The following is a 21,861-nucleotide window of genomic DNA, read 5'->3' as shown; positions in this document are numbered from 1 at the left end:
CTCATTCCTGTGCTTGTCACAGGAATCCGGCCACGCGAAGTCCTTCGCGTGAAAGAGTCCTTAGCGCCGCAGACGCGGCGCTGCTGGATCCCTGTGACAAGCACAGGGATGAGGAGAAGTTAGAGCAAGCCCGACCGACAGGAAAGACTGAACCGCATGCCAGACGACAATCGCGACCAGGCCGGCAGGCCCTCGCCCGATGCGCTTCTCGAAAAAGCCCGGGCGGAGACGCGGGGCCGTCTGAAGATCTTTCTGGGAGCTGCCCCCGGTGTCGGCAAGACTTACGAGATGCTCGTCTCCGGCCGTGCCAAGATCGCCGACGGTCTCGATGTCGTCATCGGCGTCGTCGAGACCCATGGCCGCAAGGAGACCGAGGCCCTCGTCGCCGGTTTCGAGATCATTCCCCGCGTCGAAATCAGCTATAAGGGCCGGCCGCTCGAGGAAATGGATCTCGACGGCATCCTCGCCCGCCGGCCCGATCTCGTGCTGGTCGACGAGCTCGCCCATACCAATGCCGAGGGCAGCCGCCATCCGAAGCGCTATCTCGACGTCAAGGAATTGCTCGATCGCGGCATCGACGTCTATACGACGCTGAACATCCAGCATGTCGAAAGCCTCAACGACGTCGTCTCGCAGATCACCCGCATCCGCGTGCGCGAGACGGTGCCGGACTCGATCATCGACCTCGCCGACGACGTCGAGATCATCGACCTGACGCCGGATGACCTGATCAAGCGTCTGCATGACGGCAAGGTCTATATGCCGCGCACCGCCGAGCGGGCGCTGACCAATTATTTCACGCCCGGCAATCTGACGGCGCTCAGAGAACTTGCGCTGCGCAAGACCGCCCAGCGCGTCGACGACCAGTTGCTCACGCATATGCAGGCTCATGCCATATCGGGCCCCTGGGCGGCGGGCGAACGCGTTCTCGTCTCGGTCGATCACCATCCGCGCTCCGCCTCGCTGGTGCGTTATGCCGCCCGCATGGCCTCGCGGCTGCGCGCGCCCTGGGCTGCGGTCTATATAGAGACCAACCGCTCGATCAATCTGTCGGAAGCCGAGCGTGATATCGTCGCCGCGACGCTGCGCCTTGCCGAGCAGCTCGGCGGCGAGGCGATCACCCTTCCCGGCCGCGAAGTCGCCGAAGAGCTCGTCCGGCACGCCACCGCCAACAACGTCACCCATATCGTCATCGGCGCTCCGAAGAAGCCGACATGGCGCGACTGGTGGAGCCGCTCGATCACCGACGAGCTGATCCGCAAGACCGGCGAGATCAGCGTCCATGTCATTTCAGGCAGCGAGAAGGACGGCACCACCGCACGCGGCGTCCGGGCGGCTGCCACCGCGCCGCCACTGGATTTCAGGGCCTATCTTCTGGCGACCGGTTATGTCGCCATCGCGCTCGGCGTCGGCGTCGTGCTCGATCAGGTGCTCGACGTGCGCAACCTCGCCCTCGTCTTCCTGATGGCGGTACTGACCTCCGCCGTCCTCCACGGCCTGCGGCCGGCCCTTTACAGCTGCATCCTCAGCGCGCTGTCCTTCAACTTCTTCTTCCTGCCGCCGCGCTACACGCTGACGATCAGCGATCCGGAAAGCGTGCTTGCGCTGTTCTTCTTCCTGGGCGTCGCCATCATCGCCAGCAACCTGACCGCGACCGTGCAGCGCCAGGCCGCAGCCGCCCGCCAGCGGGCGCGCACGACAGAGGATCTCTATCTCTTTTCGAAAAAGCTCGCCGGCACCGGCACGCTCGACGACGTGCTCTGGGCGACCGCCTTCCAGCTCGCCTCGATGCTGAAGGTCCGCGTCGTGCTGCTGCTGCCGGAAGATGGCAGCATTGCCGTCAAGGCCGGTTATCCGCCTGATGACACGCTCGACGATGCCGATATCGCCGCCGCCCGCTGGGCCTGGGAGCACAATCATGCCGCCGGCCGCGGCGCCGACACCCTGCCCGGCGCCAAACGCCTCTATGTGCCGCTTAGAACCGGGCGCACCGCCGTCGGCGTCATCGGCCTCGACAGCGACCGCCGCGACGGGCCGCTGCTGACGCCGGAGCAACAGCGGCTGCTCGATGCGCTCGCCGACCAGGCGGCCCTTGCCATCGAACGCATCCAGCTCGTCGCCGATGTCGACCGGGCAAGACTTGCGGCCGAAGCGGACCGGTTGCGCTCGGCCCTGCTGACATCGATTTCGCACGACCTGAAGACCCCGCTTGCCGCCATCCTCGGCGCCGCCGGCACGCTACGCGATTATTTCGCCTCGATGCCGGAGGAGGATCGCAGCGACCTGCTGTCGACCGTCGTCGACGAATCCGAACGCCTCAACCGCTTCATCGCCAACCTGCTCGACATGACCAAGATCGAATCCGGCGCGATGGAGCCGAACCATGCGCTGCACTATGCCGGCGACATCGTCGGCAGCGCGCTGCGCCGTGCCGCAAAGATCCTCGATCACCACAAGGCCGAGATGAGTATTCCCGCCGACCTGCCGATGGTGCGCGTCGATCCCGTCCTCTTCGAGCAGGTGATCTTCAACCTGCTCGACAATGCCGCGAAATACGCGCCCGAGGGATCGGTGATCCAAATCGGGGGCTGGGCCGATGCCGACAACGTCGTCGTGCAGGTCTCGGACGAAGGCCCGGGCATCCCGCCGGCCGATCTCACCCGCGTCTTCGACACCTTCTACCGCGTGCGCAAGGGCGATCAGGTGCGCGCCGGCACCGGGCTTGGCCTTTCCATCTGCCGCGGCTTCATCGAGGCGATGGGCGGCACGATCACCGCCGGCAACCGGACGGGCCGTCCGGGCGCCGTCTTCACCATCCGTCTGCCGAAACCCACCGACATTCCGAAACTGGATGAACTCAGATGACCGGTTCAGCCGTCAAAATCCTCGTCGTCGACGACGAGCCTCCGATCCGCAAGCTGCTCCGCGTCGGCCTGACCGCGCAGGGCTACGAGGTGCAGGAAGCGCCGAACGCCAGTGCTGCCCGTCAGTCGGTCGCCGACGTCATGCCCGACCTCATCGTGCTCGACCTCGGCCTGCCCGACACATCAGGCCACGACCTGCTGCAGGAGTGGCGCGATGAAGGGCTTTCCATGCCGGTCGTCATTCTCTCCAGCCGCACCGACGAGGCCGGCATCGTCAAGGCGCTGGAAAGCGGCGCCGACGATTACGTCACCAAGCCTTTCGGCATCAACGAGCTCGGCGCCCGCATCCGCGTGGCGCTGCGCCACCGCCTGCAGCAGCAGGGGGAAAAGGCGATCTTCCAGACAGGCGGGCTGTCGATCGATCTCGTCAAGCGCATCGTCAAGGTCGACGGCGCAGAAATAAAGCTGTCGCCGAAAGAATACGACATCCTGCGCGTGCTCGCCCAGCATGCCGGCAAGGTGCTGACACACCAGTTTCTTCTAAAGCAGATATGGGGGCCGGCGGCTGATGTGCAGTATCTGCGCGTTTATGTCCGGCAGCTGCGGCAAAAAATCGAGCAGATTCCGGACCAGCCGCACTATATCACCACGGAGACCGGCGTCGGCTACCGGCTCAGGGAACCGGACTGACGTCCCTTCCCTCCCCGCTGCCCGAACAGTATCGAGCCCGAACAGCATCGAGAATGACATGAACCTTCCCAACATCATCCGCCCGGAACACACCTTCATCGGCGTGTCGGTGCAGACCAAATGGCGCGCGCTGCAGACCATCGCCGACAAGGCCGCCAAGGCTTTCTCGGTCGACGGCCAGACCATCCTGAAGGCGCTGGAAGCGCGTGAGAAGCTCGGCTCGACGGGGATCGGCAACGGCATCGCCATCCCGCATGCGGCGATCGACGGCATGACCAGCCCGCGCGGCCTGCTCCTCCGCTTCGCCCAGCCGCTGGATTTCGAGGCGATCGACGATATCCCGACCGACATCGCCTTCGTGCTGCTCTTCGGGGAAAACAATCGCGGCGAATATCTGAACGTGCTTTCCGCCATCGCCAGGCGGCTGCAGTCGGACGGCACGCTTGTCGCCATGCGCAAGGCAAGAACGGTCGACGAATTCTATTCCGATTTCATCGCCGATTCACGGGTGTGAGTCCAAATTGAATAGCGGGAGCATGATGTCGCCTGAAAACCGCTCACACGTTTCGGCATCATAAAAAAGGCGCGGCCCGAAGGCCGCGCCCGCTCGTCTGCAATCAGACTAAGTTAGAGCGGTTCAGCTTAACGCTGAACCGCTCTAATCCTTTGATTTTACGCAATTCCGGACGGAAAACCGTTTCGCACTTTTCCTGGAATTGCTTTAGAAATCGCGCTGGAAGCGCAGGAAGCCGAACACTTCGTCGTCGCCTTCGTCCTCATCGTGATATTGCACGCTGAGCTTCGAACGCAGGTCTTCGACGATCTGGTAGTCGATGGTGACACCGGTCGTGTAGGCGCTGCCGCCGGTGAAGCCGTTGCCGTCAGCCTCGAGAGCGATGTTCTCGAAGTACTGGAAGCCCGGGGTGACCGACCACTTGTCGTTGACCTTCAAGGCATATTCTGCTGCGATCGTCCATTCGGACTCTTCGTAGTAGTAGTTGGCACCGCTTGCCCATACGCCGGCAATGCCGAGCGTGCCCGGGCCGATGTCGGCATAGACGATACCGCGGACAGCGACTTCGCTGGTGTCGGTGTCATAGCCGGCAAGCAGGTAAGCGCTGATGGCGCCGGCCTTGTAGGAGACCTGGCCTGCGACACCGAAGTTGTTCGGGCCTTCGCCCGGCTTGGTGGCGTAGTCTTCTTCGAGTTCGTCGACCGAAATGCCGGCCGCGAAAGCGCCGTTCTCGTACTGATAACGGATCGAGTTGTGGGTCGTCTCGTTGCTGGCGAGCGTATCGGTCTCGCCGCTCATGTCGTCATCCCACCAGCTGTACAGTTTACCGGCGCGGAAACCGGCAATGTCGAGATAGCCTTCATCGAGCAAAGCTTCCTGATCGGAGGCATTGTCGACATTGTAACGCAGCGTGATGACGCCGGTGAGCGTACCGTACTCGGTGTCGTTCTTAGTCTGGAAGGTGACCTGACCGCGAGTCCAGAAGTTTACGTCGGAATCGCCGGAGATCTGCTCACCGAAGCGCACTTCGGTACGGATGTAACCGCCGATCGAAAGGCATGTTTCCGTCCCCGGAATATAAAAATAGCCGGTACCGTAGGCGTCGCAAACGCGAACATATTCCACGGGCTCGGGTTCCGCCGCCACGATGGCGTCGGCTGCGCGGGCTCCGGAGGCCGCGGCAAGGGCGGCAACGGAGGCAAAAAGGATAGTTCTGATATTCATTTTAAATGGCCCTTAACAGGTTTGGAATGCGAGGCGCACTTCAAGGGTTGCCCCCGCGTAGCAGTCGGCGAATACGACCGCACGGGAGCCATATAGGAATCCGCAAGTGTCATCGCGGCAAAATCTTGGCAAAAATCCGCATCACCATGTCGTTTTCGTGGAGGAACTGTGGCCAAAAAAACACGGCCCTGCGGCAGGCAGCGCCCGGCGACCAATTGGCCGCGGCCAACTTCGGCACGTCCATTTCCAAATTGCCCCTTAAATGGAATGGCATTCTAACAGCCATGCCGGAACCGGAAGAACCTTTGTTTCATTATACGACCGAGTTGATAGAGTTAAGACAGAAAACAGGAGGGTTCCCCATGCAGACACAACGGCTCACCCGGCTCCTCGCGGCGGCGGTCATGGCAGGCAGCTTCGCGATCGGAAGCATTGCTCCGGCATTCGCAGATCAGACGCTTCTTAACGTTTCCTACGATCCGACCCGCGAATTGTATAAGGATTTCAATGCCGCCTTTGCCGCCAAGTGGCAGAAGGACAACGGTGAAACCGTGACGATCCAGGCTTCGCATGGCGGTTCCGGCGCCCAGGCCCGCTCGGTCATCGACGGCCTCGACGCCGATGTCGTGACACTTGCCCTCGAAGGCGATATCGACGCCATCGCCAAGGCGACCGGCAAGATCCCGGCCGAGTGGAAGACCAAGTTCCCCAACAATTCGACGCCCTATACGTCGACGATCGTCTTCCTCGTCCGCAAGGGCAACCCGAAGGGCATCAAGGATTGGGGCGACCTGGTCAAGGATGACGTGCAGGTCATCACCCCGAACCCGAAGACATCGGGCGGCGCCCGCTGGAACTTCCTTGCCGCCTGGGCATGGGCCAAGCAGGCGAATGGCGGCGACGAAGCCAAGGCGCAGGAATACGTTGCGAAACTGCTGCAGCATGTTCCGGTTCTCGACACCGGCGCTCGCGGCGCCACGACCACCTTTGTCCAGCGCGGACTCGGCGACGTGCTGCTCGCCTGGGAAAACGAAGCCTATCTTTCGCTCGAAGAACTCGGTCCCGACCAGTTCGAGATCGTGACGCCGGCCTTCTCCATCCGCGCCGACCCGCCGGTTGCTATCGTCGACGGCAATGTCGACAAGAAGGGTACGCGCAAGGTTGCCGAAGCCTATCTCAACTACCTCTATTCGGACGAAGGCCAGAAGATTGCTGCCAAGCACTACTATCGGCCGACCAAGCCGGAAGCCGCCGATCCGGCTGACATCGCCCGCTTCCCGAAGCTGACGCTCGCGACCATCGACGACTTCGGCGGCTGGAAGGACGCACAGCCGAAATTCTTCGGCGACGGCGGCGTATTTGACCAAATCTACAAGCCGGCCCAATAATAGACTTCATGAAAGCACATAGCCCCACGCGGTGGCGGTTCAAACGGCCGAGCGTCATTCCGGGTTTCGGAATGGCGCTCGGCTTTACCTTGACCTGGCTCACCCTTCTGATTCTCATCCCGCTCTCGGGCCTTGCCGTCCGGTCGAGCGCACTCGGCTGGGAGAAATTCTGGTCGATCGCGCTCGATCCGCGCACGCTGAACGCGCTGCGCATCAGCTTCGGCAGCGCCTTCATCGCCGCGATCGTCAATGCCGTCTTCGGTATCATTCTCGCCTGGGTCCTGGTGCGTTACCGCTTCCCCGGCAAGCGCATCATCGATGCCATGGTCGACCTGCCTTTCGCGCTGCCGACCGCCGTTGCCGGCATCGCACTGACGACGCTCTATGCGCCGAACGGCTGGATCGGACAGTTCCTGACGCCGCTCGGCATCAAGATCGCCTTCACGCCTGCCGGCATCGTCGTGGCGCTGATCTTCGTTGGCCTGCCCTTCGTGGTGCGCACCGTGCAGCCGGTCATGGAGGAGATCGACAAGGAAGTGGAGGAGGCCGCGGCAACGCTCGGCGCCAACCGCTTCCAGACGATTTTCCGCGTGTTGCTGCCGGGGCTGGCGCCTGCCGTGCTCACCGGCTTCGCGCTCGCCTTTGCCCGCGGCGTCGGCGAATACGGCTCGGTCATCTTCATCGCGGGCAACCTGCCGTTCAAATCGGAGATCGCGCCGCTGCTGATCATCATCAAACTCGAAGAGTATAATTATGCGGCAGCGACCGGCATTGCGGCGATCATGCTGATCATCTCGTTCGGCATGCTGCTGGTCATCAATCTCATCCAGAGCTGGAGCAGACGGAGGTACGGCTATGGCGCTTGATGCGACCGCTCAACCAACAAAGCTGCGTTCGGTGACCACCGAAAACAGGATCGCGCGCTTCAGCCTGATTATCCTCTCGCTCGTCTTCCTGTTGCTGATCCTGCTTCTACCGCTCGCAGCCGTCTTCGTCGAGGCTTTCCGCAAGGGGGCCGGCCCGTTCTTCCAGGCGCTCGCAGACGCCGAGACCTTCTCGGCGATCCGCCTGACACTGATCGTTGCCGGCGTCAGCGTGCCTCTCAACCTCGTCTTCGGGGTCGCGGCTGCCTGGGCGATCGCCAAGTTCGAGTTCAAGGGCAAGGCTTTCCTAACGACGCTGATCGACTTGCCGTTCTCGGTCTCGCCCGTCATATCGGGCCTGGTCTTCGTTCTGCTGTTCGGCGCCAATACCTGGCTCGGCCAGTGGTTCAGCGCTCACGACATCAAGATCCTGTTTGCCGTGCCGGGGTTGATCCTCGCCACCATGTTCGTCACCTTCCCCTTCGTCGCCCGCGAGCTGATCCCGCTGATGCAGGAACAGGGAACGGCTGACGAGGAGGCAGCCCTTTCGCTCGGCGCCAGCGGCTGGCAGACCTTCTGGCACGTGACGCTGCCGAATATCAAATGGGGCCTGCTCTACGGCGTGCTTCTCTGCAACGCCCGCGCCATGGGCGAATTCGGCGCCGTCTCGGTGGTATCAGGCCACATCCGCGGCCAGACGAACACCATGCCGCTGCAGGTGGAAATTCTCTATAACGAGTATAATTTCACCGGCGCTTTTGCGGTCGCCACGCTTTTGGCCTTGCTCGCGCTCGTAACTCTTGTTTTGAAGACGCTGCTGGAAATGCGCTATAGCGCCGAAATCGCCGCCAGCCGGCGGCACTGAAGGATTTGGAATGGAAGTACGCGTTCAAAACATTCGCAAGGAATTCGATCGTTTTCCGGCGCTGCACGATGTCTCGCTGGACATCCGCTCCGGCGAGCTGATCGCACTGCTCGGCCCTTCGGGTTCCGGCAAGACGACATTGCTGCGGCTGATCGCCGGCCTCGAAAGCCCGACGGAGGGGCTGATCTTCTTTGGCGACGAGGATGCCTCGAAGAAATCAGTGCAGCAGCGCAACATCGGCTTCGTCTTCCAGCACTATGCTCTTTTCCGCTACATGACGGTGCTCGAAAACGTCTCCTTTGGCCTGAAGGTCAGAAACAGTGCGCGGCGACCGCCGAAGGCCGATATCCGCAGGCGGGCGCTGGAACTGCTCGACCTCGTCCAACTTTCCGGTCTCGAAAAACGCTACCCAGCCCAGCTTTCCGGCGGCCAGCGCCAGCGTGTGGCGCTCGCCCGCGCCATGGCCGTCGAGCCGAACGTGCTGCTGCTCGACGAACCCTTCGGCGCGCTCGACGCCCAGGTGCGCAAGGACCTGCGCAAATGGCTGCGCGATATCCACGATCGCACCGGACATACCACAGTCTTCGTCACCCACGACCAGGATGAGGCGCTGGAGCTTGCCGACCGCGTCGTCGTCATGAGCCAGGGCGCGATCGAACAAGTGGGCACGCCGGACCAGGTTTACGACAATCCGAATTCTCCCTTCGTCTTCGGCTTCATCGGCCAGTCGAACTGCCTGCAGGTCGAGATATCAGACGGCGACATTCGCTTCGAAGGCCGCTCGCTCGGCCTTAATGCCGAAGGCGAGCCGGATGGCACGGCGCAGCTCTATTTCCGCCCGCATGACGTCAGGCTCTGCGAATCAGCTGAAAACTGTATCGCCGGCCAGCCGGTCTCCAGCCGCCGCGTCGCCGGCACCCGCCATATCGAATTGGATATCGGCAACGATCGCCCGCATATCGAGATCGAATTGCCGCCGAGCGAGGCCGACAGGCTCGACCGCAACCGGGTAGCCTTCAAGCCGACCCGCTGGAAACTGTTCCGCGGCTGATGGAGATTGGAGACACTGTAACACCTTGAATTCTTGCATAATTTTATCCCTAAATCGATTCCGATTTAGGGAATTATGCAGGAGGCCATCGCCGGAATCGTATTTGGCGAGAGTCCCTTAAGATTTTTGTTATCTAAGGTTGTTTGTATTTCAGTCATATGACGAGTAAAACGTTTTCGCTTAATCATTAAGGGCTGGACTAATCCCATAGGAGGCACCTGGCGTTGAGGGCGGAGATTTCCTTTGGAAAATCCCTGATCGGGATTTTGTTCGTAGGACTGGCAGCTGCAAGCTGCACAACGACATCGAAACCGGCGGCAACGGCGGCGAACACCAAGACGAAGCAGGGCCAAGCGGCGAAAGTCACGTTCAATTATACGGCCAAAGACCGCGACTGCCTGCAGCGCGCCATGTATTTCGAATCGCTGCATTCGGACGAGGACGGCTACATGGCTGTCGGGACCGTTGTCATGAACAGGCTCACCTCCGGCGCCTATCCCACATCGATCTGCGGCGTGGTGGCCCAGAAAAGGCAGTTCGCGCCCGGCGTGATGACGCGTGAAGTCAAGCCGCAGGCAGAAACCGAGCTTGCCAGCGCGGCCGATGCAATCCTTGTTAAAGGCGCACGCCATCCTGCGGTGAAGGACGCGATGTTCTTCCACACCGATGGGCTGAAATTCCCCTACGACAACATGCATTATGTGACGGTTGCCGGCGGCAACGCCTTCTACGAGAAGCGCGACTCCAACGGCATGCTTCAAACGCCGCCGCCGCTGCCCTCTTACGAGGTGGCGATGAACTATGTGCCCGGCGAAAGCATGCTGCCACCGCAATTCGAGGCATTGATACCCTCGGCGGTTCCCGTTCCTCTGCCGGCTCCGGACCCCATGGCTACGGCGAGCACGGGGCAGATGCGGATAACGGCGCCGGTGACCGCGCCGGAAACATTGCCGGTAACATCGGTCGAGCCCGAGCCGGGAATGCCCATCGCGATCCCGACGCCCCGGCCCGCCTATGACAGCGTGATGCTGCGTGAAAGTCTTCCGGCGAACGGCGGTTAAACCGCCCTTCCGGTTTGAGAGTTAGGTGGAAGCGCGTTTTTGTTTCTGCGCAATTTCGGACGCAAAACCGCCGCGCACTTTTGCTGGACTTGCCTTAGGCGCGCTCTTCCCAGACTCTCGCCAGTTCCACAATCGTTTTGACGGCCTTTTCCATATCCTGCCGGCTCACCCATTCGAGCGGCGAGTGGAAGGCATGGCCGCCAGCGAAAATATTCGGGCACGGCAGTCCCATGAAGGAAAGGCGCGAGCCATCCGTGCCGCCGCGGATGCTGCCGCGCACTGGCGTCATGCCGGCCCGGCGCACCGCCTCGATCGCATTCTCGACGATCTCCGGGTGTCGATCGAGCACCACCTTCATGTTGCGGTACTGCTCCTTCACCTCGAAGCGATAGGTCGAGCCGGGATAGCCAGCCATCACGTCCTTGACGATGGCTTCGAGCATCGTCTCCTTTTCCGTCAGCCCCTTGTCGGTGAAGTCACGGATGATGAAGCTCAGCGACGCCTTTTCCATCGAGCCGATCACGCCGGTCGGATGGATGAAGCCCTGCCGGCCTTCCGTGGTCTCGGGGGCAGCATCCCTCGGCAGCCGGTCGATGATGGCGCCGGCGATCTTGATGGCGTTTTCCATGCGGTCCTTGGCGAAACCGGGATGGATTGCCACACCTGATATGCTGATCTCCACGCCGTCGGCCGAGAAGGTCTCATCCTCGATATGGCCGGCCGTCTCGCCGTCCATCGTATAGGCGAAGTCGGCACCGAGTTTCTTCAGGTCGACCTTGTTGACGCCGCGCCCGACTTCCTCGTCGGGCGTGAACAGGATCTTGATCGTCCCGTGCCTGATATCTGGATTGCCGATGAGCATCGCAGCCGCGGTCATGATTTCGGCCAGTCCGGCCTTGTCGTCGGCGCCGAGCAATGTCGTTCCATCGGTCGTGACGATATCGTTGCCGATCTGGTTTTGCAGTTCGGGATGATCGCTGACGCGGATCGCCCGGCCCGTGTCGCCGGCAAGCTTGATATCACCGCCCGCGTAGTTCCTGACGATCTGCGGTTTGACATCGGTGCCGCTGAAATCGGGCGCCGTATCCATGTGCGAGCAGAAACAGATGACCGGCACCGTCTTGTCGCTATTGGTCGGAATGGTCGCATAGACATAGCCGTGTTCATCGAGATGCGCGTCCGCCAGACCGATCTTCAGCAGTTCGTCGACCAGAACCCGGCCGAGATCCTTCTGCTTGGCCGTGGTCGGCTGCGTCGACGAAGCAGGGTCGGACTGCGTGTCGATAACGACATAACGGAGAAAGCGGTCGAGAACAGTGTCGGTCATGGCATCCAATCCAGCAAGATCACACGCACGATATAGCCCTCCTGGGCGATGCGGCAAAAGATTTTTCCGCTCGCAGCACGTGAGGGTTTCGCCATTCAATCCGTCTCTCAGCCACCACCGCGGCAGCGAGCAACCTACCTCAACCACTCAGTCGGCGCGTTTTCCTTCGCCGTCAAAGACATGCAGATATTGGGCCGGGAAGGCCACATTGACCTTCGGACCTGCCTTCAGCGCTTCGCGGTTCAGCGTGAAGATCTTAAACGGCAGGCCATGCAGGGCAAGGTGCAGGATGATGCCGAAGCCTGTCGGTTCGACGAGTTCCACATCCGCTGCAAGCCCCGCCCCGCCATCGCTCATCAGCACATGCTCCGGCCGGATGCCGAGCGTCACCTTTGCTCCGTCGACAAGCGGCAAAGGCTTTGCAAGCGGCACGATCGTGCCGTCCTTCAGCTTCACGCCGCCGGCATCATAGGTGGCCTCGAGGAAATTCATCCCCGGCGAGCCGATGAAGCCGGCAACGAAGAGATTGGCGGGGTGGTCGTAGAGTTCCAGGGGACTGCCGACCTGCTGGACCACCCCGCCATGCATGGCGACGATCCGGTCCGCCAGCGTCATTGCCTCGATCTGATCGTGGGTCACGTAGATCGAGGTCGCCTTCAGGTCGCCATGCAGTTTCTTGATTTCGGCGCGCATCTGTTCGCGCAGGCGCGCATCAAGGTTGGACAGCGGTTCGTCGAACAGGAAGGCCTTGGGCTGGCGCACGATGGCGCGGCCCATGGCGACGCGCTGGCGCTGGCCGCCGGAAAGCGCCTTCGGCCTGCGTTCGAGCAGCGGATCGAGGCCGAGTTTGGCGGCGGCTGCAGCCACCGCACTGGTGATTTTCTCCTTCGCCACCTTCCGCAGCCTGAGGCTGTAGCTCATATTGCCGGCGACGTTCATATGCGGGTAAAGCGCATAGGATTGGAACACCATGGCGATGTCGCGATCCTTGGGATGCAACTCGTTTACCCTATTGCCGGCGATGCGTATCTCGCCTGATGTGACCTCCTCCAACCCGGCGATCATCCGCAGCAGCGTGGACTTGCCGCAGCCGGACGGGCCGACGAGCACGACGAATTCGCCGTCCTGGATTTCCAGGTTGACGCCGTGCAGCACCTGCACATGGCCATAGGCTTTGCGGATATTCTGGATATCGATCGATGCCATTTGTTTAACCCTTGACCGCGCCGGCCGTCAGGCCCTGGACGAGATAGCGCTGGATGAGCAGGAAGAAGAGGCCGGCCGGAATGAGCGCCATGACGCCCGCCGCCATCATCTGCCCGAAATCCACCGAGAATTTCGAAACAAAAGTGAGAAGGCCGACGGGGAAGGTCGCCGCGTCATTGCCGTTGATCAGCATCAGCGCGAAGAGCAGTTCGCTCCAGGCGGCGGTGAAGACGAAACCGAGTGTGGCGGCGATCCCCGGCAGCGTCAGCGGCAGGATGATCTGGCGAAACGCCGTGAACTGCGTCGCCCCGTCGATCTTCGCCGCCTCTTCGAGATCCCTCGGGATGCCGTCGAAGAAGGACTGCATCAGGAAGGTGGCGAAAGGCACGTTGAAGGCAGTGTAGACGATGACGAGCCCGGTCAGGCTGTTGGTCAGATGCAGCGGCGACAGGATCTTGAAGATCGGCGCCACCAGCATGACCAGCGGGAACATCTGGGTCAGCAGCATCAGGGCGACGATCCAGTACTTTGCCCGGAAATTGAAGCGCGACAGCGCGTAGCCGGACAGCGAGGCGCAGATCGTCACGGTGACGGCCGTCGAGGCCGAGACGATCAGGCTGTTCTTGAAGAAAGTCGGAAAGGCGCTGTGCCGCAGCACGAAAGCATAATGATCCCATGTCGTGCGCGACGGCCACATGCGCACCCCTTCGCTATAGAGCAGGTCGTTCGGCGTCACCGACACCTTGAGCAGCCAGAACAGCGGAAAGAGCGCGAAGGCGATGTAGCAGAGGATCGCCAGACGGTGTGCGATGGTGGGAATGACGGATCGTCTCATGATCTCAATCCTTGTTCAGCAACGTCTGCCGGAGCAGGATGATCAGCATCGAATAGGCAAGCAGCAGTACGAGCAGCACCAGCGCGATCGCCGACGCATAACCGAAATCGAGCCGCCTGAAGGCTGTCGTGAAGATGTAACTGGCGACGATCTGCGTCCGGTCCGCCGGCCCGCCGTTGGTCATGACGACGATGAGATCGGCGAAATTGGAAATCCACACGGTGCGCAGCAGCACGGTGATGGCGATCGTCGGCGCCAGAAACGGCAGGGTGATTGAGCGGAAGCGCTGGAACCAGCCGGCGCCGTCGATCGATGCCGCCTCATAGAGATCGCGCGGGATCGCCTGCAGCGCCGCAAGCAGCGTGATGGCGAAGAAGGGAATGCCCCACCAGACATTGGCGACGATCGGTCCCCACATCGCATAATTGGGATCGGAGAGGATATTGCCCGGCTCATGCATCAGCCCGAGCGCGAAGAGCCAGTGCGGGATCGGCCCGATGACGGGATTGAACAGCCAGGCCCAGTTGAGGCCGGCGAGAAAGGACGGCACCGCCCAGGGCAGGAAGACCAGCGCCTGCGCGATTGCCCTGCCCTTAAAGGGCTTGTCGAGCAGCAGCGCCAGGATCAGCCCGAAGACGAATTGCAGGACGACGGAGGCGCCCGTCCACCACAGCGTGTTCCGCAGCGCCCCGTAGAAGGCGGCATCGCCGGCAAGCTCGCGGAAATGATCGAGCCCGATGAAGCCGCCGGAAAACGGATTGAGCAGCTGGATATCGCGGAAGGCGTAGGAAATCCCCACCGTCAACGGCACCAGCATCACCGCAATGATCAGGATCAGCGACGGCGCGCTGTAGAGATAGGGCTCCGAAGCATCGGCAACGCGACGCAGCCATGGCCTGCGGTCGCGACGCATGTCGAGCGTATCGGCGGAAATGGTCATCAGCCAGAAGTTCCCATTCGCGGCGTTCAGGCGCCGTCTGTGTCATCAAAAAAGCGGCGGCGGCCTGTTCCGAGGCCGCCGCCGTCGATCCGTCGCTTATTTCTTGGCGAGGAACTTCTGCTGCGCCTTGGTGAGGTATTCGGCCCACTGGTCGGCCAGATCCTTCGCCGAGATATCGCCGAGCAATGCCTGCTGCGAGGTCTTGATCGCCAGCGAATCCTTGAAGAAGGCGAACTCCTCGAGGTAGGTCGGCATGACCGTTGGTACCGTGTTCGGGTCCGCCAGTTCCTCGAACCAGCCCTTGAACTGGTCACCGGCATAGAAGGGATCCTTCTCGGCCGCCGTATAGGCCGGCAGGGCACCGATGCGCTTGTTCCACTCGATATTGCCTTCTGGCCCTTCGAGGGTGGCGATCAGCTTCCAGGAGAGGTCCTTGTTGCCGCTGGTCGTGAACATCGACCATCCGCCATAGCCGATCGTCGGGAAGGACTTGCCGTCAGGCCCCTTCGGCAGCGGCATGACGCCGAAATCCTCCTTCTTCATGCGTTCGGCGATGGCGATCAGCGCATCCGGATCCTGATCGAGGAATGCGCAGGTGCCGGAATAGAAGCCGGCGACGACTTCGTTGAAGCCCCAGTTGACGCTGTCCTTCGGCGCATAGCCCTTCTTGTAGAGATCGACCATCCATTCGATGCCCTTGGCCCAGCCGGGGCTGTTCATCGTTGAGGTGCCGTCGTCGTTGAAGTATTTGTTCGAGCCGGCCATCGAGGCGGCAAAGATCATCCAGCCATTGAGGCCGCCCGCTCCGCCGCGCATGCAGTAGCCATATTTGCCGGACAGTTTGGAAACCTTCTCCGAAGCGGCGGTGAATTCTTCCATCGTCTTCGGCGGCGCGGCGACGCCAGCTTCGGCAAGCAGCTTCTTGTTGTAGAACATCGCCCTGAGATAGAAGCCGTAGGGCAGCATATAGGCGGTGTTCTTGACGTCGCGGCCGAGTTCGAGTGCGCGCGGCGTCAGTTCCTTGGTGTGCTCCCACTTTTCAAGGTAGGGCTCCAGGCTCTCGAGCATGCCGTTATTGGCATAGAGCGACAGCCAGGTATCGGGCATTTCCATCACATCGGGCACGTCGCCGGCCGACACCATGGTCGCGAACTTCTGGAACGCTTCGTTCCAGGGCAGCGAGATGATGTCGACCTTGGTGCCGGGATTGGCGGCTTCGAATTTGCCGACGATCGATTTCAGCGTTTCGGTACGCTCCGGGCTGGTGATGACTTCGACGAGCTTGAGCGTCGTATCGGCAAAGGCCGTACCCGCCATCATCGAAGCAAAGAGCGTCGAGATTATCAGTTTTTTCATGGCTCAGTTCCCCCTTATTAGGTTTCTCTCGGGTTTCGGGATTGTGAGGCGGCGGCGAGCGCCTCCTCGATGTCTCTCCACAGAGCCTCGGTTCCTTCGAGGCCGACATGGAGACGTACGGATCGCGCATGGATGCCGAAGGCATGTGCGGAATTCGGCTGTGCCTTCTGCTGAAGCACCACCTCGCCCGGTACGATCAGGCTTTCATGTCCACCCCAGCTTACGCCCAGTTTGAAGAGCTTGAGGTGATCGGCGAAGGCGCGGATATCGACGCCTTCGCGGAATATGAAGGAAAACAGACCCGAGGTGCCGTTGAGCCCGGTGGGCAGACGGTTGGCGAGCCCCGGATGGCAGACTGCCTCCACCACGTCGAGCTTCTGCAGGCGCCTGGCGATTTCGAGAGCGGATGCCTCGTGGGCCCGCATGCGCAGCGGCAGCGTGCGCAACCCGCGGATCAGGAGCCAGGCGTCGAACGGCGAAAGCTTGCCGCCGAGATAAGGATAGGCCTCTGCCTTGACGCGCGCAATCATCGCCTTCGAGCCGGCGATGACGCCCGCCACCACATCGCTGTGGCCACCGAGATATTTCGAGGCCGAATGAATGACGAGGTCGACGCCGAGCGTCAGCGGCCGCTGGAAGAACGGGCTCGCCCAGCTGTTGTCGATCATCGAGACGGCGCCATGTTGTCTGGCGAGTGCTGCGAGCGCGCCGACGTCATGCGCCTCCATCACCCAGCTCGTCGGGCTTTCCATGTAGAACAGTTTGGCGCCGGGCAGCGCCTGGGCGACCGCTTCCTCGTCGCGCCCGTCGACATAGGTCACCTCGATCTTCATCCGCTTCAGGATGGTGCCGAACAGCCGGAAGGCATCGGGATAGACATGTTTGACGGCAACGATGCGGTCGCCCGGCTCGACGAAGCTCAGCACCGCCGACGAGATCGCCGCCATGCCGCTGGCAAAGCCCAGCGCATCCTCCGCACCTTCGAGCTTGGCGAGAATTTCCTCGAAGGCACGCACCGTCGGGTTCAGGCCGCGTGTATAGATCGGCCGCACCTTCTCGCCGCGATAGGAGGCGATCATGTCGTCATAATCGGAAAAGGTGAAAAGCGACGTCTGGAAAATCGGCGGCACGACGGCGTCGGCGAAGTTGCCTTCGTCATGCGCGGTGATGAGGGAAGCAAGATCGAACGATTCTGCGCCGTTGCTCATTTGGACATTTCCTTGATGTCTTCCTCGACGATATCGAGAATTTTCAATGTTTCGGCGCGCGCCGCCTCGGGATCCCCGGCAGCGATCGCGTCGAAAAGGGTGCGGTGAAAGGGAAAGGACCGGCGCGCGAAATCCTGCCGGTCGAACGGATGCTCCCAGAAGCGCTCAAAGGTCTCGCGCATCTGCTCGAGAAGCTGGCGAAACAGCGGATTGTGGGTGGCGTCGTAGACGGCGAGATGGAAGGCCAGATCCTCCGGCCCGGAGGTGCCCTTCTCCAAGTGCACACGCTCCATCGCGTTCAGCTTTTCCTCGATGACGACGAGGTCCGTGCTCGTGCGCCGCCGCGCCGCGACCATGCCTGCCTCGCATTCGATGCCACGGCGAACCTCCAGCGTCTGCAGCAGCACGTCGCGCAGGTGAACCGTGTCGAACGACAGCGGCATGTGGATCGTCGCTCTGGAAACCGGTTTCAGCAGATAAGTGCCGCTGCCCTTGCGCGTTTCGATGACGCCGAGCGCCTGGAAGTGGCGGATCGCCTCGCGGATGGTCGAGCGGCCGACTGCAAGGGCCGCCATCAGCTCGCGCTCGGCCGGGAGCCGATCGCCCGCCTTCAACCGTGCCTCCTCGACATAATCCGCCAGCGCATCGGTCACCTGACGCGCGCGGTCCATGACCGGAAGCGGCCGGATCACTGGCCTGTCGCTACTATTTGCCTTCATGGTTCCCCATTTTCTTATCAGGCAGTCAGCCTCTAGGATTGGTCTGACATCTTAGCATTTATCAAAGAGCGAAAGACGTCAAGGGGTGTTTGTTCGTAGGTTGGCCCGCCGCTCCACAATTCCCTTTGCACCTTCGAAACGGTCTCGAAAATACCTCGACACGCGATGTGGTTGGCCTGCCGGACGGCGCCGTGGTCAAAGTCTCTTTGATATCCGGAGCCGCAGATGCAGGCGCACCAGCGCCAGTAGATGCCGTCAGTCCCCGAGGCGGCACCCGGTGGCGCTTACTGCAGACACGCCGTGGAACCGGCTCTCTCTTCAGGTGTTCCTCTCGATCAGCAGGGAGCTTTCAAATGACCTACGTCGCATCGCCAAGCTACGACCGTAACGACGCCAGCCGCGCGTCGAACCTTCGTCAGTGTCTCGAGACTGCCAGACGCCACCTCGATGAGACTTCGCACAACTCGGAAACAGAGAAAATCGAAACGCTCGTGGCTTCCGCCATCGAGGCGGGTTGGGAGGAGGATGAGGTGCGCGAGGCACTGAGCGCCGGCGACGAGCAAGGAAACAAGATGCCGGAGCACAAACCACCCGTCCCAACGATCGGCGTGGTCCCTTCGTCATCTTTCTGACAAGTGGCGGACGCTAGCGCGATCCTGGCAATCGGCGAGATTTCCGTTTATCTCGCCGTGTGATCACCTGTGCGGATAGCCAATCGCCACCACTCGGGCACCGAGTGGTGATACACCAGGCACGCTCAAGACGCTCCACGTCCGGCAAGACCAAAGCGCGCAGAAGCGGCCCGCGCGGCGTCCGATCTCCTGGCTGGAGGCCGGTCGGCAAGAAGACCCGTCCAACCCGCCGGTGTGATCCTCTCTCCAGCAAACCATCTGACTGTGGCCTGACAATTGTCGGCGCCGACCTAGTTAGTCACCGACGGCCGGGGATGGCGGCCGTCGGGCTTTTGAAAACTCGAAATCAACGACAAGAGGATCAGTTGATGAAAAGGACGTTCCTATATTATTGCGCTTTGATATCTGCGCTGGCGGCGATGACAGCTTCCATTGCCGGCGCACCCGTTCTCGCCGAAGAGTTTGTTGCTTCGCAGAGCAAGACGGTCGTCGAAACTAAAAAGGGCAGTCTCGTCGGCGCACTCGACGATGGCATCTACAGCTATCTTGGCGTCCCCTATGCACATGCCGACCGCTTCATGCCGGCGGAAGAGGTCGCGCCTTGGAAAGGCATCCGTCCCGCAGTCACCTATGGTGAGAACTGCTTCATCCCCCGCATGAAGGAAGTGGCCGGCGACGAACTCTTCAATCCGCACCGCTATCTGCCGATGAGCGAAGCCTGCCAGTTTCTGAACATCTGGGCGCCAGCGATCAAGGACGGAAAGAAGCGGCCGATTATGGTTTGGATCCATGGGGGCGGCTTCACCAATGGCTCCGGCATCGAGCTGACCTCGTATGACGGCCATAATCTGAGCAAGGACGGCGATGTCGTCGTCGTCACCCTCAACCACCGGCTCAACGTGCTCGGCTTCCTCGATCTTTCCGCCTACGGAGAGAAATACAAACGGTCGGGCAATGCCAGCGTCACCGATCTCGTTGCTGCGCTGAAATGGGTCCACGACAATGCCGAGGCCTTTGGCGGCGATCCCGGCAACGTGACGATTTTCGGCCAGTCCGGCGGCGGCTACAAGGTGCGCGCCCTGATGGGGACGCCGTCAGCCAAGGGCCTCTTCCAGAAGGCCATCGTCCAGAGCGGCTCCCGGACCGATTCCGTCGTCGATCAGGCATCTTCGCGGAAGGTGGCCGAACTGACGCTTGCCAACCTCGGTCTCAAGGCTGAGGAAATCGACAAGCTTGCCGACATCGACTACTACGATCTCCTTGCCGCAGCCGACAAAGCCGTCAAAGACGCGACCGCCAAGGGTGCGAAGGACGCCCGCTACGCACCTGTTCAGGACGGCGACTACATTCCCGCGAACCCTGTCGGGACAGAGTGGGTCGACCAGGCCAAGGACATTCCCCTGATGGTCGGGAACACCCTCAACGAGTTCGAGACGGTGATCAGTCACAAGGCGGGCGAGCTTTTTGCCGACAACAAGAACAACTGGGACGAAGACAAGTCTCAGGCCAAGCTGAAGGAGCGCTTCGCCGACAAGGCCGACGCGGTCGGCAAGGCATTCATGGCCGCCTACCCCGAGAAAAAGATCGCCGACGCCTATTTCCTCGATCTGCGCTTCCGGCCGGGAGCCATCCGTGATCTCGACCTGAAGGCAAAGCAGAACGGGGCTCCGGTCTACTCCTACATGTTTGCCTACGAGTCACCGGTCCTGGATGGGATTGCCATGGCCTGGCATTGTGCGGAACTGCCCTACGTGTTTGCAAACGCCGCCTTGGTCAAGACATCGACCGGCGGTGGCAACGACGCGCTGGCGCTTTCCAGGAAGGTGAGCCAGGCCTGGGTCAACTTCGCGCGCAACGGCAAGCCGAGCGCCGAGGGCTTGCCCGACTGGCCGGCCTATACAACCGACAAACCAGCGACCATGGTCCTCGACAAGGAGCCCCGCGTGGCGGTCGATCTCGATCGCAAGCTGCTGCAGGCTGCAGGCGCTCTCTAGCGCCAATTGCGGGATTGGACATACGGCGCCGGCTGATATCGACCCGGCCGGCGCCGGCCTGCCTCGCGGCAAAGGCGTCTATTCTTCGCCAACATCTGCCGCCTTCAAGATCCCCCAATCCGAGGTCCGATCCAGCGGACGAAGAGCGAGGCAGGTGGGCCGAGCCGTTTGAAACTCCGCGCAACGAGCCAATAGGCGCCGTGAGGAATGGCAAGATCGAAGAGCCGAAGCAGCCGACCCGTCTCGATCTCATCCGCGGCGAAGATCTCGTCCATCAGCGCTATGCCCTGCCCGCGCAGGACCGCCTGCATCACCAGGCCGCCATCGGCATAGATCGGTCCCCGCGCCGTCTCCGGCATAGTGACCTCAGCCGCCTCGAACCAGCGCGACCACACGTCCCGGTTTTCCTCATGCAGCAGCGTGTGGCGCAGAATGTCCTCCGGCCGCTCGATCGCCGGCCCCGTCGTGAGCAAGACAGGCGCTGCGACCGCAATCATCCTGACATCGGCGAGATGCTCGCTCTCGGCCCTTGGCCAGGCGATCGCGACCGCGCTGTGGCGGATGGCGATCTCGGCCTGGCCGCTGCGGAACTCGACGAGGCGCGGATCGGAGTCGATCGTCACCTCGATGTCGGGATGCCTCTCGCGAAATTCCGGCAGGCGGGGAACCAGCCAGCAGGCCGCGAAGGAGGGTTCCGCGCTGATCGTCACCGCTGCCGTTGCCGGCCGGCTGCGGATTTCTTCCAGGCATTCGTCGATCCGGTCGAAGGATGACGTCAGGATCGCCAGCAGCTTGTTGCCCGAGGCGGTCAGGTGGACGCCGCGATGGCGGCGCTCGAAGAGGGCTTCGCCCAGCAACGTCTCCAGCTCGCGGATCTGCCGGCTGACCGCCGCCTGCGAGATGAACAGCTCCTGCGCCGCCAGCGTGAAGCTCTCGAGACGGCCGGCGACCTCGAAACTCCGCAAAGCCGTCAATGGCAGGCGTCCGCGCTTCATCCATAACCTCAAGTCATTCGAGGCCGACGATAAGCTCGTTTGAAGGCGGGAGGCAAGAGGCGGCAAATGATCGCGAAGGAGAGATATCGATGCGCAGGCGGATATTCGAGATCATATTGAACGTCATCC

General features: G+C 61.7%; 19 protein-coding genes. 10 read left to right on the top strand and 9 right to left on the bottom strand.

Features of this window, described 5'->3' with window-relative positions; all coding sequences use genetic code 11:
• Positions 1–156: 156 nt before the first annotated feature.
• Genes HX898_RS18260 through HX898_RS18250 form a run of 3 tightly spaced genes read left to right on the top strand, consistent with a single transcriptional unit; the run spans position 157 to position 4,068 of the window.
• Positions 157–2,865, top strand: coding sequence for a sensor histidine kinase KdpD (locus HX898_RS18260; RefSeq protein WP_180195322.1), 2,709 nt, complete (start codon positions 157–159; stop codon positions 2,863–2,865).
• Positions 2,862–3,554: a response regulator transcription factor gene (locus HX898_RS18255; protein WP_180195321.1), complete on the top strand. Its 693-nt coding sequence runs from the start codon at positions 2,862–2,864 to the stop codon at positions 3,552–3,554. The genes HX898_RS18260 and HX898_RS18255 overlap by 4 nt, the downstream gene beginning before the upstream one ends.
• 58 nt (positions 3,555–3,612) lie before the next feature.
• On the top strand, positions 3,613–4,068 hold the full coding sequence (locus HX898_RS18250; protein ID WP_138389693.1) for a PTS sugar transporter subunit IIA: 456 nt from the start codon (positions 3,613–3,615) through the stop codon (positions 4,066–4,068).
• 207 nt (positions 4,069–4,275) lie between these two features.
• Here HX898_RS18250 and HX898_RS18245 read toward each other — a convergent pair whose 3' ends face one another.
• Positions 4,276–5,292: a porin gene (locus HX898_RS18245; RefSeq protein WP_029874803.1), complete on the bottom strand. Its 1,017-nt coding sequence runs from the start codon at positions 5,290–5,292 to the stop codon at positions 4,276–4,278.
• 362 nt (positions 5,293–5,654) lie between these two features.
• Between HX898_RS18245 and HX898_RS18240 the strand changes: the two genes are divergently transcribed.
• From HX898_RS18240 to HX898_RS18220, 5 genes are all read left to right on the top strand, one after another.
• Complete coding sequence (locus HX898_RS18240) at positions 5,655–6,680, top strand: sulfate ABC transporter substrate-binding protein (protein ID WP_180195320.1); 1,026 nt, start codon at positions 5,655–5,657, stop codon at positions 6,678–6,680.
• 8 nt (positions 6,681–6,688) lie between these two features.
• Positions 6,689–7,546, top strand: coding sequence for a sulfate ABC transporter permease subunit CysT (gene cysT, locus HX898_RS18235; RefSeq protein ID WP_138331333.1), 858 nt, complete (start codon positions 6,689–6,691; stop codon positions 7,544–7,546).
• Positions 7,536–8,408 carry a sulfate ABC transporter permease subunit CysW gene (gene cysW, locus HX898_RS18230; RefSeq protein ID WP_113547670.1) on the top strand — a complete coding sequence of 291 codons (873 nt, stop codon included), beginning with the start codon at positions 7,536–7,538 and terminating at the stop codon, positions 8,406–8,408. The genes cysT and cysW overlap by 11 nt, the downstream gene beginning before the upstream one ends.
• Positions 8,409–8,418: 10 nt before the next feature.
• Entirely contained in the window at positions 8,419–9,459 is a 1,041-nt protein-coding gene (locus HX898_RS18225) for a sulfate/molybdate ABC transporter ATP-binding protein (RefSeq protein ID WP_138331332.1), read from the top strand.
• 224 nt (positions 9,460–9,683) lie between these two features.
• Positions 9,684–10,520 (top strand): cell wall hydrolase, encoded by an 837-nt coding sequence (locus tag HX898_RS18220; RefSeq protein ID WP_180195319.1) that lies wholly within the window; start codon positions 9,684–9,686, stop codon positions 10,518–10,520.
• Between the two features lie 94 nt (positions 10,521–10,614).
• Here the strand turns inward: HX898_RS18220 and pepT are convergent, their stop codons facing one another.
• The 7 genes from pepT to HX898_RS18185 form a co-directional block, all read right to left on the bottom strand.
• Positions 10,615–11,847: a peptidase T gene (gene pepT / locus HX898_RS18215; RefSeq protein WP_180195318.1), complete on the bottom strand. Its 1,233-nt coding sequence runs from the start codon at positions 11,845–11,847 to the stop codon at positions 10,615–10,617.
• Between the two features lie 147 nt (positions 11,848–11,994).
• Positions 11,995–13,053 carry a sn-glycerol-3-phosphate ABC transporter ATP-binding protein UgpC gene (gene ugpC / locus HX898_RS18210; protein WP_138331329.1) on the bottom strand — a complete coding sequence of 353 codons (1,059 nt, stop codon included), beginning with the start codon at positions 13,051–13,053 and terminating at the stop codon, positions 11,995–11,997.
• 4 nt (positions 13,054–13,057) lie between these two features.
• Positions 13,058–13,888, bottom strand: a complete 831-nt coding sequence (locus HX898_RS18205; RefSeq protein WP_027665653.1) for a carbohydrate ABC transporter permease — start codon at positions 13,886–13,888, stop codon at positions 13,058–13,060.
• A 4-nt stretch (positions 13,889–13,892) separates the two neighbouring features.
• Positions 13,893–14,828 carry a sugar ABC transporter permease gene (locus HX898_RS18200; protein WP_011655107.1) on the bottom strand — a complete coding sequence of 312 codons (936 nt, stop codon included), beginning with the start codon at positions 14,826–14,828 and terminating at the stop codon, positions 13,893–13,895.
• 96 nt (positions 14,829–14,924) lie between these two features.
• Positions 14,925–16,184 carry a sugar ABC transporter substrate-binding protein gene (locus tag HX898_RS18195; protein ID WP_003547731.1) on the bottom strand — a complete coding sequence of 420 codons (1,260 nt, stop codon included), beginning with the start codon at positions 16,182–16,184 and terminating at the stop codon, positions 14,925–14,927.
• A 17-nt stretch (positions 16,185–16,201) separates the two neighbouring features.
• Entirely contained in the window at positions 16,202–17,392 is a 1,191-nt protein-coding gene (locus tag HX898_RS18190; protein ID WP_180195317.1) for a PLP-dependent transferase, read from the bottom strand.
• Positions 17,389–18,111, bottom strand: a complete 723-nt coding sequence (locus HX898_RS18185; protein ID WP_171598049.1) for a FadR/GntR family transcriptional regulator — start codon at positions 18,109–18,111, stop codon at positions 17,389–17,391. Before HX898_RS18185 ends, HX898_RS18190 begins: the two co-directional genes overlap by 4 nt.
• Before the next feature lie 353 nt (positions 18,112–18,464).
• Here HX898_RS18185 and HX898_RS18180 point away from each other — a divergent pair, with 353 nt between their 5' ends.
• Together HX898_RS18180 and HX898_RS18175 are read left to right on the top strand one after the other, a co-directional pair.
• On the top strand, positions 18,465–18,743 hold the full coding sequence (locus HX898_RS18180) for a hypothetical protein (RefSeq protein WP_180195316.1): 279 nt from the start codon (positions 18,465–18,467) through the stop codon (positions 18,741–18,743).
• Positions 18,744–19,111: 368 nt separating this feature from the next.
• Positions 19,112–20,737 carry a carboxylesterase family protein gene (locus HX898_RS18175; protein ID WP_180195315.1) on the top strand — a complete coding sequence of 542 codons (1,626 nt, stop codon included), beginning with the start codon at positions 19,112–19,114 and terminating at the stop codon, positions 20,735–20,737.
• A 104-nt stretch (positions 20,738–20,841) separates the two neighbouring features.
• On the opposite strand, the gene HX898_RS18170 is transcribed toward HX898_RS18175, so the two are convergent.
• Complete coding sequence (locus HX898_RS18170) at positions 20,842–21,732, bottom strand: LysR substrate-binding domain-containing protein (protein ID WP_180195314.1); 891 nt, start codon at positions 21,730–21,732, stop codon at positions 20,842–20,844.
• Positions 21,733–21,861: the final 129 nt, after the last annotated feature.

The organism is Rhizobium sp. WYCCWR 11128 (genome assembly GCF_013416305.1).
GTDB lineage: Bacteria > Pseudomonadota > Alphaproteobacteria > Rhizobiales > Rhizobiaceae > Rhizobium > Rhizobium indicum.
Note: the sequence above shows the minus strand (reverse complement) of the source record. Positions and strands in the feature narration are given on the sequence as shown.

Bases quoted from the DNA above. Each gene is read 5' to 3' on its own strand.
- HX898_RS18175 (WP_180195315.1), top strand. From the start codon at position 19,112: ATGAAAAGGACGTTCCTATATTATTGCGCTTTGATATCTGCGCTGGCG.
- HX898_RS18190 (WP_180195317.1), bottom strand. From the start codon at position 17,392: ATGAGCAACGGCGCAGAATCGTTCGATCTTGCTTCCCTCATCACCGCG.
- HX898_RS18185 (WP_171598049.1), bottom strand. From the start codon at position 18,111: ATGAAGGCAAATAGTAGCGACAGGCCAGTGATCCGGCCGCTTCCGGTC.
- HX898_RS18240 (WP_180195320.1), top strand. From the start codon at position 5,655: ATGCAGACACAACGGCTCACCCGGCTCCTCGCGGCGGCGGTCATGGCA.
- pepT (WP_180195318.1), bottom strand. From the start codon at position 11,847: ATGACCGACACTGTTCTCGACCGCTTTCTCCGTTATGTCGTTATCGAC.
- HX898_RS18180 (WP_180195316.1), top strand. From the start codon at position 18,465: ATGACCTACGTCGCATCGCCAAGCTACGACCGTAACGACGCCAGCCGC.
- HX898_RS18250 (WP_138389693.1), top strand. From the start codon at position 3,613: ATGAACCTTCCCAACATCATCCGCCCGGAACACACCTTCATCGGCGTG.
- HX898_RS18170 (WP_180195314.1), bottom strand. From the start codon at position 21,732: ATGAAGCGCGGACGCCTGCCATTGACGGCTTTGCGGAGTTTCGAGGTC.
- HX898_RS18225 (WP_138331332.1), top strand. From the start codon at position 8,419: ATGGAAGTACGCGTTCAAAACATTCGCAAGGAATTCGATCGTTTTCCG.
- HX898_RS18200 (WP_011655107.1), bottom strand. From the start codon at position 14,828: ATGACCATTTCCGCCGATACGCTCGACATGCGTCGCGACCGCAGGCCA.
- ugpC (WP_138331329.1), bottom strand. From the start codon at position 13,053: ATGGCATCGATCGATATCCAGAATATCCGCAAAGCCTATGGCCATGTG.
- HX898_RS18260 (WP_180195322.1), top strand. From the start codon at position 157: ATGCCAGACGACAATCGCGACCAGGCCGGCAGGCCCTCGCCCGATGCG.
- cysW (WP_113547670.1), top strand. From the start codon at position 7,536: ATGGCGCTTGATGCGACCGCTCAACCAACAAAGCTGCGTTCGGTGACC.
- HX898_RS18245 (WP_029874803.1), bottom strand. From the start codon at position 5,292: ATGAATATCAGAACTATCCTTTTTGCCTCCGTTGCCGCCCTTGCCGCG.
- HX898_RS18195 (WP_003547731.1), bottom strand. From the start codon at position 16,184: ATGAAAAAACTGATAATCTCGACGCTCTTTGCTTCGATGATGGCGGGT.
- HX898_RS18255 (WP_180195321.1), top strand. From the start codon at position 2,862: ATGACCGGTTCAGCCGTCAAAATCCTCGTCGTCGACGACGAGCCTCCG.
- HX898_RS18205 (WP_027665653.1), bottom strand. From the start codon at position 13,888: ATGAGACGATCCGTCATTCCCACCATCGCACACCGTCTGGCGATCCTC.
- cysT (WP_138331333.1), top strand. From the start codon at position 6,689: ATGAAAGCACATAGCCCCACGCGGTGGCGGTTCAAACGGCCGAGCGTC.